The 13,857-nt window shown below is 58.7% G+C and carries 11 protein-coding genes and 1 tRNA gene; 4 read left to right on the forward strand and 8 right to left on the reverse strand.

From position 1 onward, the window contains the following. Nucleotides 1-112 precede the first annotated feature (112 nt). A complete protein-coding gene (locus ACFZPT_RS18720) occupies nucleotides 113-559 on the reverse strand; it encodes an Lrp/AsnC family transcriptional regulator (RefSeq protein ID WP_034115283.1) in 447 nt (148 codons plus the stop codon). 243 nt (nucleotides 560-802) lie between these two features. Here ACFZPT_RS18720 and ACFZPT_RS18725 point away from each other — a divergent pair, with 243 nt between their 5' ends. Beyond that, nucleotides 803-1,228 (forward strand): VOC family protein, encoded by a 426-nt coding sequence (locus ACFZPT_RS18725; RefSeq protein ID WP_034115282.1) that lies wholly within the window; start codon nucleotides 803-805, stop codon nucleotides 1,226-1,228. Between the two features lie 102 nt (nucleotides 1,229-1,330). Here the strand turns inward: ACFZPT_RS18725 and ACFZPT_RS18730 are convergent. The 5 genes from ACFZPT_RS18730 to rpsU all read right to left on the reverse strand — a co-directional run bounded on the left by ACFZPT_RS18730 (nucleotide 1,331) and on the right by rpsU (nucleotide 9,837). Beyond that, nucleotides 1,331-1,407, reverse strand: a tRNA-Ile gene (locus ACFZPT_RS18730). A gap of 15 nt (nucleotides 1,408-1,422) precedes the next feature. After that, on the reverse strand, nucleotides 1,423-5,166 hold the full coding sequence (locus tag ACFZPT_RS18735; protein WP_099312157.1) for a bifunctional diguanylate cyclase/phosphodiesterase: 3,744 nt from the start codon (nucleotides 5,164-5,166) through the stop codon (nucleotides 1,423-1,425). Between the two features lie 121 nt (nucleotides 5,167-5,287). Next, entirely contained in the window at nucleotides 5,288-7,138 is a 1,851-nt protein-coding gene (rpoD, locus tag ACFZPT_RS18740; protein WP_034101087.1) for an RNA polymerase sigma factor RpoD, read from the reverse strand. A 67-nt stretch (nucleotides 7,139-7,205) separates the two neighbouring features. Continuing rightward, nucleotides 7,206-9,179, reverse strand: coding sequence for a DNA primase (dnaG, locus tag ACFZPT_RS18745; protein WP_379555516.1), 1,974 nt, complete (start codon nucleotides 9,177-9,179; stop codon nucleotides 7,206-7,208). 442 nt (nucleotides 9,180-9,621) lie between these two features. After that, on the reverse strand, nucleotides 9,622-9,837 hold the full coding sequence (gene rpsU, locus ACFZPT_RS18750; protein WP_002551877.1) for a 30S ribosomal protein S21: 216 nt from the start codon (nucleotides 9,835-9,837) through the stop codon (nucleotides 9,622-9,624). Nucleotides 9,838-10,039: 202 nt separating this feature from the next. Between rpsU and tsaD the strand changes: the two genes are divergently transcribed. After that, nucleotides 10,040-11,065 carry a tRNA (adenosine(37)-N6)-threonylcarbamoyltransferase complex transferase subunit TsaD gene (gene tsaD / locus ACFZPT_RS18755; RefSeq protein ID WP_034115280.1) on the forward strand — a complete coding sequence of 342 codons (1,026 nt, stop codon included), beginning with the start codon at nucleotides 10,040-10,042 and terminating at the stop codon, nucleotides 11,063-11,065. Between the two features lie 19 nt (nucleotides 11,066-11,084). On the opposite strand, the gene plsY is transcribed toward tsaD, so the two are convergent. After that, on the reverse strand, nucleotides 11,085-11,654 hold the full coding sequence (gene plsY / locus ACFZPT_RS18760; RefSeq protein WP_034101082.1) for a glycerol-3-phosphate 1-O-acyltransferase PlsY: 570 nt from the start codon (nucleotides 11,652-11,654) through the stop codon (nucleotides 11,085-11,087). Nucleotides 11,655-11,728: 74 nt separating this feature from the next. On the opposite strand from plsY, the gene folB reads away from it, so the two are divergent. Together folB and folK are read left to right on the forward strand one after the other, a co-directional pair. After that, entirely contained in the window at nucleotides 11,729-12,082 is a 354-nt protein-coding gene (gene folB / locus ACFZPT_RS18765; protein WP_034115279.1) for a dihydroneopterin aldolase, read from the forward strand. Beyond that, nucleotides 12,073-12,591: a 2-amino-4-hydroxy-6-hydroxymethyldihydropteridine diphosphokinase gene (folK, locus tag ACFZPT_RS18770; RefSeq protein ID WP_034101079.1), complete on the forward strand. Its 519-nt coding sequence runs from the start codon at nucleotides 12,073-12,075 to the stop codon at nucleotides 12,589-12,591. The genes folB and folK overlap by 10 nt, the downstream gene beginning before the upstream one ends. On the opposite strand, the gene ACFZPT_RS18775 is transcribed toward folK, so the two are convergent. Continuing rightward, on the reverse strand, nucleotides 12,586-13,815 hold the full coding sequence (locus ACFZPT_RS18775) for a multifunctional CCA addition/repair protein (protein ID WP_034115278.1): 1,230 nt from the start codon (nucleotides 13,813-13,815) through the stop codon (nucleotides 12,586-12,588). The genes folK and ACFZPT_RS18775 overlap by 6 nt on opposite strands. Nucleotides 13,816-13,857: the final 42 nt, after the last annotated feature.

Below are 13,857 nucleotides of genomic sequence, written 5' to 3' on the forward strand. Positions count from 1 at the left end.
CCGCTGAGTATAGGAAAAGATGGCAGCCAGTTTAGGGACGGTTGTGATCGTTAATAAGACGCAATGTGTCGTCGGATTGGATTGATTTTAGTCAATATGACGAGATGATTAGTCAAATTGGCTGGCCGCGATCCAATTTGTTACTGAGGATGATCGACGTGGTGGTTTTCTCCACACCGTCGACGCTGCCGATCTGGTCCAGCAGTTGGTCCAACTGTTCCGGCGAATCGGTGCGCAACCACGCCACATAATCGAACTCGCCGCTCACCGCGCACAGCTGTTGCACCTGAGCCATGGCGCTGAGCCTGCGCAGTACTTCTTTACCGGAGCGCGGCTGTACGGTGATGCCAACATAGGCCTGCAGGCCGCCATCCACCACGCGCTGGCCCAGGCGCACGCCATAACCGGTGATCACTTGGGTTTTCTCCAGGCGCGCCAGGCGCGAGGTGACCGTGGTGCGCGCGATGCCCAGTTGGCGGGCCAGCATGGCCACGCTTTCGCGGGCATTGATCTGCAGCGCGGCGATCAGTTGGCGATCGATTTCATCCAGGACAGACAAGGGCGGAACTCCAGTGAAGGCGGCGATGGGCGGGCATGTTACAGGCTTGCGCCGGCCAGCAAGTAGCCTGGTGGCCGCAAAGGTGCCATGGCGAGAGACCGAGACGAGGGCTGCGATTCGCGCAGCTTCGGCCCCTTAAATCATCGAAATTATTTGAGCTCGGCGCGAAAACTATCGTCTTTTCATCGGCGGGAGCAAGGCTAAACTCCCAGGCATTCAAAAATCCAAAAGAGGGTTGACCTGATGGCACTCGCTCCTTTTCACCTGGCAATTCCTGTATTCGATCTGGCGGCTGCGCGGTACTTCTACCGTAAGGTCTTCGGCCTGGAGGAAGGGCGTTCCAGCGAACACTGGGTCGACTTCAACTTCTTCGGCCATCAACTGGTGATCCACGAACACCCGCAGACCGCGTCCCAGCAAGCGGCGCACACTAACGCAGTCGATGGCCACGACGTGCCCGTGCCGCATTTTGGTGTGGTGTTGGGGTGGGAAGACTGGCATGCCCTGGCCGAGCGCCTGCAAGCCAGGCAGACGAAGTTCGTGCTGGAACCGCATATTCGCTTCAAGGGGCAGGTGGGGGAGCAGGTCACGTTGTTCCTGTTTGATCCGTGCGGGAATGCACTGGAATTCAAGGCGTTCAAAGATATTGGGCAGTTGTTTGCCAAGTGAGCTATGGACGTTTTGTGGACGGTGTCAGGCTTTTTGAGATTATTGGCTGCTATTTATCAAACGCCAGAAACGCGAAAGCCGCGCAATGCGCGGCTTTGGAGTTGGTGGGCCCACACGGACTTGAACCGTGGACCAAAGGATTATGAGTCCTCTGCTCTGACCAACTGAGCTATAGGCCCTTAACAGGTCGCGGATTATAGCGATGGTTTCCTCGCTGTGCTATCCGAAAAATCCTCAACTGTCATACGAAGGAACGTGGCGGCAAAAAGCTCCGGCGGCAAAGGCAGGCTGACGATGTAGCCTTGCATCTGTTCGCAGCCTTCGTCGGCAAGGAAGGCTTGTTGTGCGGGGTTTTCCACGCCTTCGGCAATGATGGTGAATTGCATGCTGTGGCCCAGGGCGATGATGGCGCGCACGATGGCAACGTCGTGGGGGTCATCGGGCAGGCCGCGGACGAAGGATTGGTCGATCTTAAGGAAGTCCAGCGGCAAGCGTTTGAGGTAGCTGAGGGAGGAATACCCAGTGCCGAAGTCGTCGATCGCCAGTTGGACGCCCAAACGTTTGAGTTCGTGCAGCACATCGAGGGCTTCTTCGGCCTGGCTCATGATGAAGTTTTCGGTGATCTCCAGTTGCAGGCAGCCGGGCTCCAGGCGGTAGTCGTGCAGCAGTTGTTCGATGCGCGGCAGCAGGTTGGGATGACGCAACTGTGCGCCGGCGAGGTTGACCGACAGCGGGCCGAAATCATCGAACGTGCCTTGCCAGGCGTGAAGTTGGCGGCAGGCTTGTTCCAGCACCCAGTCGCCGATTTGCAGGATCATGCCGTTCTCTTCAGCGAGCGGGATGAAGTGTTCGGGCGGCACGTCGCCAAAGGTTGGGTGGTGCCAGCGGATCAAGGCTTCGGCGCCGATCAGGGCGTGGGTCTTCAGGCAGAGTTTGGGTTGGTAATAGAGGCTGCACTCATTGCGTTCGATGGCGCGGCGCAGCTCATGTTCCAAGGCTACGCGCTCCTTGGCTTGAACCGTGAGGTCGCGGGTATAGCATTCGACACGATTACGCCCCTTGGCCTTGGAGCGGTACATCGCGGCATCGGCGTTCTTGACCAGAGTGGCGACGTCGGTGCCGTCCTGGGGATAGAGGCTGGTGCCGATGCTCGCGCTGATAAAGAACTCATGCTCGCCGGCCTGAAACGGCGGCGTGAAGCATGCCAGCAGTTTATTGGCCAAGTGCTCGGCATCGCCTTCATGTTGCAGGCCGGGTAACAGGATGATGAATTCGTCGCCGCCCAGACGCGCGACGGTGTCGATGTCGCGCAGTTGCTCCTTGAGGCGCAGCGCGATGCCTTTAAGCAGCAGGTCGCCGACAGGGTGGCCGAGACTGTCATTGATGTGCTTGAAGCGGTCGAGGTCGAGGAACAGCACAGCGCCTTGTTTGCCGGTTTGCTGATGGCCGTTGAGCGCGGCTTGTAGCCGGTTTTCAAACAGCGTGCGATTCGGCAGGCCGGTAAGGGGGTCATGATGAGCTTGGTAGTCGAGTCGGGCCTGGGCCAGTTTGAGGCTGGAGATATCGGCGAACACCGCCACGAAGTGAGTGACGACATTCTCGCGGTTACGCACGGCGCTGATGGTTAACCAGCTGGGGTAAAGCTCGCCGCTCTTGCGCCGGTTGGAAATCTCGCCCTGCCAATGGCCGTGAGAGGTCAACTGATGCCACATCGCCGCATAGAAGGCACTGTCATGCAGACCGGAGGCCAGCAAGCGTGGTGTTTGGCCAAGTGCTTCGGCCTCGCTGTAGCCGGTGATCTCGCTGAAGGCGCGGTTGACGGCGATGATGTTCTGCCGAGTGTCGGTAATCAGTACGCCTTCAGCGGTGCTCTCGAACACAGTGGCGGCCTGCTGCAGCTTTTCTTGCATCAGCTGGCGTTCAGTGATGTCCCGGGCAATGGTGAGCATGCAGGCCTCGTCGCCAATGGGTAGCGGGCGGCTGGACAATTCGCACAGACGTATCAGGCCGTCGGCACGGCGGATATGACAGATGAAATCGCGCACAAACCCGTCGCGGCGCATCAGTTCCAACAGGTGTTTGCGTTCATTGAGGTCGACCCAGATGCCCAGCTCCAAGGCGGTCTGATCGATGGACGTGGCGGCGGTGAAACCGGTGAGGCGACTGAAACCTTCGTTGAACTCAATCAGCAGCCCGTCGCGCTGGCGGCTGAGCAGCAAGCCATCGGGCGAGGCATGAAAGGCCTTGGCGAATTTCTCCTCGGAGGTTTGCAGCTGTTGCTGGGTTTCCTTGAGCTGGGTGATGTCGCGCACCACCACGACGATGGCTTCCACCATGTCGAGCTGGAATGGCTCCGCGGAAATCAGCCCGGTGAAGGCTTGGCCGTTGCTGCGTCGAAAGGACATTTCCAGATTGCGAATGCTGGTGGTCTGCACCCGATGCAGCAAGTCGGGCCCTGCGTCGTCGATGCCCCAAATGTTCAATTCAGTGGCGGTTTTACCCAGTACTTGAGCAGCGCTTAAGCCGATCTGGTCTTCAAACGCTTTATTGACCTCTAGCAGGCAACCATCGCTGAAACGGGCGATTACTAATATGTCCGGGCATTGTTGGAACACCGAAGCGAACTTCTGCTCGGACAGCTGCAGCGCCTCTTCGGTGCGCTTGGCTTCGCTGATATCAATCATCAAGCCGCGCAGGACGGGCTCATGGCCGTGTTCGATCAGGCTAACGATGTCGCGTACCCACAGGCAGCGGCCGTCGGCAGTGATTACGCGGTAGTCAACGCTGTGATCGCGCTTGGCGCGGGTTTCACGGTGGCAATAGGCTTCGGTGCGGGTCAGATCGGCGGGGTGGATGATGTTGCGCCAGAACCCTGGAATCAGCCAATGCGCGCGGGGATAGCCCAGCAGTTCCTCGGCGTGGGGGGACACATAGCTGTAGGTAAAATCAGCGATGCTGGCTTCCCAGGCAATGGCCGACAAACTCTCCACCAGGCTGCGGTAGTGGTATTCGCTACTGCGCAGTTCTTGTTCAAGCGCGACGCGGCGGGAAATCTCCGAGCTGAGCCGGCGATTGATCCGAATCGCGATGATCAATACGGCGCTCATCAACAGCAGTGCGGGCAGGCCGTATAGCAGCAGATCGTTCCAGAAAGTGCGGTTATCCGAGAAATTACCCACCCAGTGTTGCTGGATCGCGCTGGTTTCGTCAGGGCTGAGGTCCGCCAGTACTTTGTCGAGGATGCTCACCAGTATCTTGTCGTTCCGTGGTACCCCCATCGCCAGTTGGTAGCGGTAGGGCGTTTCACCACTGACATATAAGCCTTCAAGTTTGAGTTCGCGCAGACTCCAGACGCTGGAGGCCAGGTCGCTGACTACGGCGTCCACCTTTCCGGTGGCCAGCGCCTGGAGCGTGGAGCTGACATTGGGCAAGGCGACCAGATTGAGATCGGGATGATGGGTACGCAGTAATTCATGGGGGGCGTAGTTTTCCACTACGGCAATTTTTAACCCATAGAGCTCCTTGAGCGTGCGCGGGCGCGTCCCACCTTCGTGAGCAAGGATGACCATTGGAAAGTCGATGTAAGGTCGAGTGAAGGCCAGGAAGTTCTGGCGCTCCGGTGTGGACATGACGCCCGGTATGAGATCGAGTTGACTGTTTCGAGCCTGCTCCAACACCTGGCCCCAGCTCGCCGGCTCGATCAGTTTAATCTTGATGCCCAGGCGATCCTGAATCAGGCGCACATAGTCCGCAGCCAGGCCCTGGTAGTGGCCATTCTCGTCACGATATTCGAAGGGAGGCCACGAAGTGTCCACCCCCAAGCGCAGCTCCTGATGGTCCGCCAACCAGCCACGCTCATCTTCAGTGAGAGTCAACGCGCCAGCCGTTGCGGTCCAGGTCAGCAGCGACAGCAGTATCACGGTCGGCAAACTGGGCATAACGGTCTCGTTATGGCACGGGGAATGTTTCGAGTGTAGACGGGCATTTCTCAGGAGGGGTGAAGCGGGGATTTTTATCTGGGCAAAACAAAACCCCCGGCCTGGGCCGGGGGTTCTGGTATCACTCGTCGAGGAAGGAGCGTAGATGCTCGCTTCGCGTCGGGTGGCGCAACTTGCGCAACGCCTTGGCTTCGATTTGACGGATCCGCTCGCGGGTCACGTCAAACTGCTTACCGACTTCCTCAAGGGTGTGGTCGGTATTCATGTCGATGCCGAAACGCATGCGCAGTACCTTGGCTTCACGGGCAGTGAGGCCGGACAGTACATCGCGAGTCGCTTCTTTAAGGCTCTCAACGGTGGCGACATCGATTGGCGACTGCATGGTCGAGTCTTCGATGAAGTCACCCAGGTGGGAGTCTTCGTCATCACCAATCGGGGTTTCCATGGAGATCGGCTCTTTAGCGATCTTCAATACCTTGCGGATTTTATCCTCAGGCATTTCCATGCGTTCGCCCAGCTCTTCCGGGGTCGGTTCGCGACCCATTTCCTGCAGCATCTGCCGGGAAATACGGTTGAGCTTGTTGATGGTCTCGATCATGTGCACCGGAATACGGATGGTGCGGGCCTGGTCGGCGATCGAGCGAGTGATCGCCTGACGGATCCACCAGGTGGCATAAGTCGAGAACTTGTAGCCGCGACGGTATTCGAACTTGTCCACAGCCTTCATCAAGCCGATGTTGCCTTCCTGGATCAGGTCGAGGAATTGCAGGCCACGGTTGGTGTACTTCTTGGCGATGGAGATCACCAGACGCAAGTTGGCTTCAACCATCTCTTTCTTCGCGCGGCGGGCCTTGGCCTCACCGATCGACATGCGACGGTTGATGTCCTTGATCTCGGCAATCGTCAGACCGGTTTCGGCCTCAAGCGCGCTCAGCTTCTGCTGGCAACGAATGATGTCCGGTTGCAGGCGACCGATGGCTTCAGCGTACTTCGCTTTGCCTTTGGCCAGTGCGTCGGTCCAGCTTTCGTCCACTTCGTTGCCCGGGAACTGGCGCAGGAAGTCTGTACGCGGCATGCGTGCATCACGAACACAGAGCTGCATAATTGCACGCTCTTGTGCACGCAGGCGCTCAAGAGCGCTGCGAACGCGTTCAACCAAGCCTTCGAATTGCTTCGGTACCAGCTTGATCGGCATGAACAGCTCAGCCAGTGCCAGCAGCTCGGCAATGGCCTGCTTGTTGGCGCGACCGTGCTTTTTCAGGGCCTTGCGGGTGATTTCCATTTGATCGGAAACCGCACCGAAGCGCTGGGCAGCGATGATCGGGTCCGGACCGCTTTCGACTTCTTCTTCATCGTCGCTGCTGGCTTCAGCATCGTCGTCATCGGAATCGTCGTCGGCTTTCGCGGCTTTCGCATCGACAGGCGGTGGCACTTCGGCGGCAGGCGGCGCAATGCCGTCATCCGGGTCGATGTAACCGCTCAGGACGTCGGAGAGGCGGCCACCTTCGGTGGTCACACGGGTGTACTCGGAGAGAATGTGGTCAACCGTGCCTGGGAAGTGCGCGATTGCGCCCATCACTTCACGGATGCCCTCTTCGATACGTTTGGCGATTTCAATTTCGCCTTCACGTGTCAGCAGCTCGACCGTACCCATTTCACGCATATACATGCGCACAGGGTCCGTCGTGCGACCGATATCGGTCTCCACCGCAGCCAACGCGGCGGCAGCTTCTTCAGCGGCGGCTTCGTCGGTATCGGCGTCGGCCAGCATAAGGGAATCCTTATCTGGCGCAGTTTCGAATACGTTGATCCCCATGTCGTTAATCATGCGGATGATGTCTTCCACCTGCTCTGGATCTGAAATATCCTCAGGCAGGTGGTCGTTGACCTCCGCGTAAGTCAGGTAACCCTGCTCACGACCCAGTGTGATCAACTCTTTGATACGAGACTGCTGTTGCGCTTTTCCGGACATAACACCCTATCCACTGAAGGTCTTGGCGGGCAAAAAACAAGCCGAGGATTATACCCGAGCTATGACCTCACACGCCAGCTGAGGTCGGGTTTGATGCGGAAACATTCTGTTTTAAGAGGTCGCGCATCTGTTTTGCTATCTGAATTTGCTCTTCAGCCGATAATCCAGGCTGCCTTGCTCTCTTGATAAGTTCATCGAGGGTCTGCGTATGCTGACCCGCGGATAACCTAGTAATGGTGTCTAAAAACTGTTGTTCAAGGTTATCGCCGTCAATTAGCCACTCCTTTTCCGCGAGCGCTTTCAACAGTCGGCCTTGTTCGGTGCCATGCCAACGAGCCATCAGCTGAATAGAGTTTAGCTTAGGATTTTTCTGCATCGCCTCGATCAATGCGATCAGTACCTGGGCGTAAGTGTTGCTCTCGTTGGCAAAATGATCCGCACTTTCAACCTTGCCCGCCAATTGCGGGTGGTGAATTAGTGTGCGCAGGGCAATCAGCGTTGGCGCTTCTACAGCGACCGGGGTGCGCGGGGCATATGCCTCATCGCGATCACCGCGTTTACCGTTCTTGTTCCAGGGTTTCTTGTTGTCCCACTTCTTGCCGCCGGCGCCGGGTTTTTTTGGTATCCATTCCTGCTGCGGGGCATATGCCTCCTGCTGTGGATGGAAGTCGGCATAGTCAGGCATGGCGTCATAGTCCATGCCGGGGTCGTAGGCGGGCGGGGTATCCTGCGGTGCGTTATGGACCAGTTGGCTCACGGCTTCGCCGCTGAGTCCGGTGATTTCCAAAAGGCGCTGGCGCATCAAGGTGCGCAGGTTAGCGCCGGGCACTTTGTCGATCAGCGGCACTGCGAGGGTGGCCATGTGGGCCTTGCCTTCGAGGGAGCGCGGGTCGGCTTCTTCAGTCAGTTGTTGGAAGAAATAGTCCGCCAGCGGCTGCGCGTGTTGATTGATGCGTGCGCGGAAGGCGTCGGTGCCTTCGGAACGCACCAGGGTGTCCGGGTCTTCGCCTTCGGGCAAGAACAGGAAGCGTGCGCGTCGGCCATCTTGCAGGCTCGACAGTGTGGCTTCGAGTGCGCGCCAAGCCGCGTTGCGGCCAGCCTGATCGCCATCGAAGCAGAACAATACGCTGGGCACCACGCGAAACAGGCGTTTCATGTGCTCTTCGCTGGTGGCGGTACCCAAGGTGGCGACGGCGTTGCGCAGGCCTTGTTGGGCGAGGGCGATTACGTCCATGTAACCTTCAACCACGATGATTTCGTCAAGGTTGCGGTTGTTTTTGCGCGCCTCGAACAGCCCGTACAACTCCTGGCCTTTGTGGAAGACCGGCGTTTCCGGGGAGTTCAGGTACTTGGGTTTATCGTCGCCGAGTACGCGGCCACCGAAAGCGATGATCCGTCCGCGGCTGTCGCGGATCGGGAACATCACTCGATCGCGAAAACGGTCATAGCGCTTGCCGGTCTCGGCGTTTTCCACCAGTAGGCCGGCGTCGATCATGGCTTTCTGTTGCAGGGTGTCGCTGCTCAGGTGTTTGTACAGGTTGTCCCACCCCGGTGGGGCGAAGCCAAGCCCGAAGTCGCGGGCGATTTCACCGGTGAGGCCGCGCCCCTTGAGGTAGTCAACGGCCGCTTTACGCTGTGGGTGGCTTTTAAGCGCCTGACGATAAAAGTCGGCAGCGGCCGTCAGCAGCGGGTACAGCGGCGAATCGGTGGGCTGTCGCGGTTTGTGCGGGCGGCCACTTTCTTCGCGGGGGATTTCCATGCCGGCGGCTTTGGCCAGTTCCTCGACGGCCTGGGGGAAGTCCAGGTTGTCGTGGTCCATGATAAAGCCGAGGGCATTGCCGCCTGCGCCGCAGCCGAAGCAGTAGTAGAACTGCTTGTCGGGGCTGACGCTGAAGGATGGGGTCTTTTCTTTGTGAAATGGGCAGCAGGCGGTGTAGTTCTTGCCGGCTTTCTTCATTTGCAGGCGCGAGCTGACAACATCGACGATGTCGGTGCGGTTCAGAAGGTCGTCAATAAAGCTCTGGGGAATTAGCCCGGCCATGGCGTTCTCGTCATCACTGCGTGTAAATGAGGGCCCATGAAGTATTCAAGCGCACGTCAGGTGGCTTGATCATCAATTCTCTGCTTGGACTGTCAGGAAGTGTATCTGCCGAACATTCGCTGACGTTAGTGTCTATCAGTCTTCGGCTTGGAAATGTCGCCCAGGCATCCGGTCTTGGCCAATGGTGGCCTCGGAAGCTCGGTGATGGGCACAGCCGACACGGTCGATCGCCTGTTTATAAAAATAAGTGTGCTCGTCAGTAGCCTTGTTAGGCTCGTCAGAAGAGACGTGCACCGCTGGCAGAAGAGCCAGTCCTGACGTGTGAAGCAGTGTCTCGGTCGCATGTGCGGCGTCGACGATGAAGCATCAAGCGTTATCCGCAAATGCCATTAGCCCGGCTGAGGGCCGGGCTTGGCAGAAGCTTGCTACGATCGTCTGTGTATTAGTACAGACGAACGGCGCGGCGCTGTTCGCGCTGAACTTTCTTGGCGTGACGCTTAACAGCGGCTGCTGCTTTACGCTTACGCTCAGAAGTTGGCTTCTCGTAAAATTCGCGGCTACGAACTTCAGCCAGTACACCGGCTTTTTCGCAGGAGCGCTTGAAACGACGCAGAGCTACGTCGAAGGGTTCGTTCTCTTTAACTTTGACGGCTGGCATCCAGAGCTACCTTCTTTCATTACCGGGATCAACGTTCTCGTCGCAAACAATTCACGGCTGAGGTCGTCGGTTTTTAAGGGTTGCGGATGTTAACCCCTCATTGCCCGGAATGCAAAGCCTCTGATCGAAAACCGCTAGTCGGGAAGTGGAGCGGCGACTATTATGCGCGCCTTCGAATTCAGCCTCTACAAGGCGCAAACCCATGCTAGTACTGGGACTTGAAACCTCCTGCGACGAAACCGGTGTCGCACTTTACGACAGTGAACGCGGGCTTTTGGCCGACGCACTGTTCAGTCAGATCGACTTGCATCGCGCCTATGGCGGCGTGGTGCCGGAACTTGCCAGTCGTGATCACGTCAAGCGCATGCTGCCGCTGATTCGCCAGGTGTTGGCCGAGGCCGGTTGTGTGCCGACCGAGATTGACGCGATTGCCTACACCGCCGGCCCTGGATTGGTCGGAGCCCTGCTGGTTGGGGCCTCTTGCGCCCAGGCATTGGCTTTCGCCTGGGGCATTCCGGCCCTCGGAGTGCACCATATGGAAGGCCATTTATTGGCCCCGATGCTGGAAAAAGCACCGCCACAGTTCCCGTTCGTCGCTTTGTTGGTATCCGGCGGTCATACGCAGCTGGTTCAGGTGGACGGCATCGGCCAATACACCCTCCTCGGCGAGTCCTTGGATGATGCGGCCGGCGAAGCTTTCGACAAGACCGCCAAGATGATGGGCCTCAATTATCCCGGTGGACCGGAAATCGCCCGCCTCGCCGAAAAGGGCGTCGCCGGTCGCTACACGTTCCCGCGGCCCATGTGCGATCGCCCGGGCCTGATGTTCAGCTTCAGCGGCTTGAAAACCTCCGCGCTCAATACCTGGCAGCAAAGCATCAGCGCCGGGGACGACAGCGAACAAGTCCGTTGCGACATCGCGCTGGCGTTCCAGCAGGCCGTGGTGGAGACTTTGACCATCAAGTGCAAGCGCGCCCTCAAGCAAGCGGGCATGAAACGTCTGGTGATCGCCGGCGGCGTCAGCGCCAACAAGGCGTTGCGCAGTTCTCTGGAAAAAATGCTCGGCGATATGAAGGGCGATGTGTTCTACGCCCGCCCTGAATTCTGCACCGATAATGGCGCGATGATTGCCTATGCCGGTTGCCAGCGTTTGCAGGCGGGGCAGCATGAAAGCCTGGCGATCAGCGTGCAGGCGCGCTGGCCGATGGAGCAGTTGTCGCCTTTGTAACGGGGGTGTGAACCGGTATTTAAAAATGCCGTTCGCGCCCAGCAAACAGGTCGCGTAAATTGCCGCGATGGCGCCAGACGATCAGCAGCGTCAACACGCTCATCGGTAATAGCGCCGCCGGTTCCTGCCAGGCCAGCAACGGCAAGGTCAGGGGCGTGGCGATCAGCGCTGCCAGCGAGCTGGTGCGGGTCAGGTAGAACGTCAGCAGCCAGGCCAGTACGGCCAGTAGCGCCGCCGGCGGGTAGATCCCCAGCAGCATGCCGGCCGCCGTAGCGACACCTTTGCCGCCGCGAAAGCGAAAGTACAAGGGAAACAGATGGCCGAGTACGGCACATACGCCCACCCAGGCCTGTTGTTGCAGGGTCAGGCCGGCAAGGCTGGCGATCAGCACGGGCAACAGGCCTTTGCACACATCGCCTAGTAATGTCAGGACCGCAAGTTTTTTGCCGGCCAGACGCAGCATATTGGTAGCGCCGGCATTGCCGGAGCCACCCATTCGCGGATCGGGATTTCCCGTCAGGCGGCTGAGCAAAATGGCGAAGGACAGCGAGCCGAGCAGGTAGGCGAGAATCGCCAGTGACCAAAACATGCTAACTATTCCGGGCGAGGACGCCCTGATTCTAACGGGGCATCGCGCCCTTGTCGTGCTGCGGAGAAGAGTGCTTGGACAGAGTGTTTATCGAAGGCCTGGAAGTCGACACCGTGATCGGGGCCTACGACTGGGAGCGCGGCATCCGACAATGCCTGCGTCTGGACCTGAGCTTCGCCTGGGACAATCGCCCGGCCGCGGCCGGTGACGACCTGACCCTGGCGCTGGACTACGCGAGCGTATCCGCACGGATCCAGGAGTTCGCCGAGCAATCCCAGTTCCAGTTGGTGGAAACCTTTGCCGAGCGTCTGGCCGAAGTCTTGATGGGCGAATTCCAGATTCCCTGGCTGCACCTCAAATTGACCAAGCCCGGAGCCGTCCCGGCCGCCAAGGGTGTCGGCGTGGAGATCGAGCGCGGATGTCGCTAACTCAGATTTACCTTGGCCTTGGCAGCAATATCGAGCGCGAACGCCACTTGCGCGCGGGGCTGGATGCGCTGGCGGGCTTTCTGGTGGATGTACGCTGTTCGGCAGTGTTCGAGAGCCAGCCGGTCGGTATCAAGAGCGGGCCGTTCTTCAACCTGGTCGTGTCGGCGTATACCGACCTGCCGTTGATGGAGCTGGATCGCCGGTTGAAGTCGATTGAAGCGGATAACGGTCGCTATGCGCCGGATCGCAAAGGGTTGCCCCTGGATATCGATGTGCTGTTGTACGGCGAACTGGTCGGCAACTTTGACGGTTTGGTGCTGCCGCGAGCGGAAATCCTCAAAAACGCCTTTGTTTTATGGCCGCTGTCGTTGATGGCACCGGATCGCCTACACCCCGAAGCGGGCAAGACGATGGCGCACTTATGGCGCGATTCGCATATCGATCAGGTGCTGGCGCCGGTTGCATTTGAATGGCGGGGCCAGCCATTGACGCCGAGCGCGCTGTTATAAAGCGCGCTGTTCCTTGTAAGCCTTGAGTGTCTTGAGTCTTTCCCGCTTGAGCGCTTCACCCAGTTCAGGGCCCTTGAAACCTTTCTCCAGCAGCGGCGCCACCGCAACGCTACGTGCCGCTTGCGCCGCACCGCGCAGATAATCCGCCTGTGGATAACTGCGTTGCTCAAGGCCTTTGCGACCACGGGCGTCCATTTCGCAGGCGACCACGAATTCTTCGAAACGCTGCGGCCGGCGATACACGTCAAAACTTTGCAACAACTCTAGCAGTGTCGAGGCTTTCAGCTCCAGGGCGCGATGGCCGTGGGTGTGATATTGGCCGACCAGCAGCGCCAGCTCCTGGCAGTCCCGCGGCACTTTGAAGCGTTCATTGACCGCCTTGATCAGCTTCAGCCCCCTATGTTCGTGGGCAATGTGCTGCGGCAACTTATCCACAGGTGTCAGGCCTTTACCCAGATCGTGGAGCAAGCAGGCCCAGCGAACGGTCAACGGTTGCCGATGCAGAGCGGCCTGTTCCAGCACGCTGAGGGTATGCACGCCGGTGTCGATTTCAGGATGGTGTGCCTCGGGCTGCGGTACGCCGAACAGGGCGTCGACTTCAGGCATCAGGGTTTTCAGCGCGTTGCAGTCGCGCAGTACCTGAATAAACACCTGAGGCTGATCTTCCATTAATGCGCGGGAGATTTCCTTCCAACTGCGTTCAGGGGTCAGAGCTTCCAGTTCTCCGGACTCGCTGAGTTGGCGCATTAGCGCGAGGGTTTGCGGTGCGACTTTGAAACCCAAATGTGCATAACGCGCGGCGAACCTTGCTACGCGGAGCACTCGCAGGGGATCTTCGGCGAACGCCGGGGAAACATGGCGCAGGACGCGGGCTTTCAGGTCTTGCTGGCCGTTGTAAGGGTCGATCAGGTTGCCGTCATCGTCCTCCGCCATGGCATTGATGGTCAGGTCGCGGCGAATCAGGTCTTCTTCCAGCGTAACTTCTGGGCTTGCATGGAACACAAAGCCGCCATAACCCCGGCCACTCTTGCGTTCGGTGCGGGCGAGGGCGTATTCGTCGCCGTTCTTCGGGTCCAGAAATACCGGAAAATCAGCGCCGACAGGCTTGAACCCCTTGGCCAGCATCTCTTCGGTGGTCGCGCCGACAACGACGCGGTCAATGTCAGTGACGTCGATGCCCAGCAAGCGGTCGCGCACTGCGCCGCCAACTTTGTAGATCTTCATGAAAAAGCCTCCATTAGCTGCACAGGATACCGTCTGTGCCTG

This window comes from Pseudomonas sp. MD330_10, from assembly GCF_042610415.1.
Classification (GTDB): Bacteria; Pseudomonadota; Gammaproteobacteria; order Pseudomonadales; family Pseudomonadaceae; genus Aquipseudomonas; species Aquipseudomonas rhodesiae.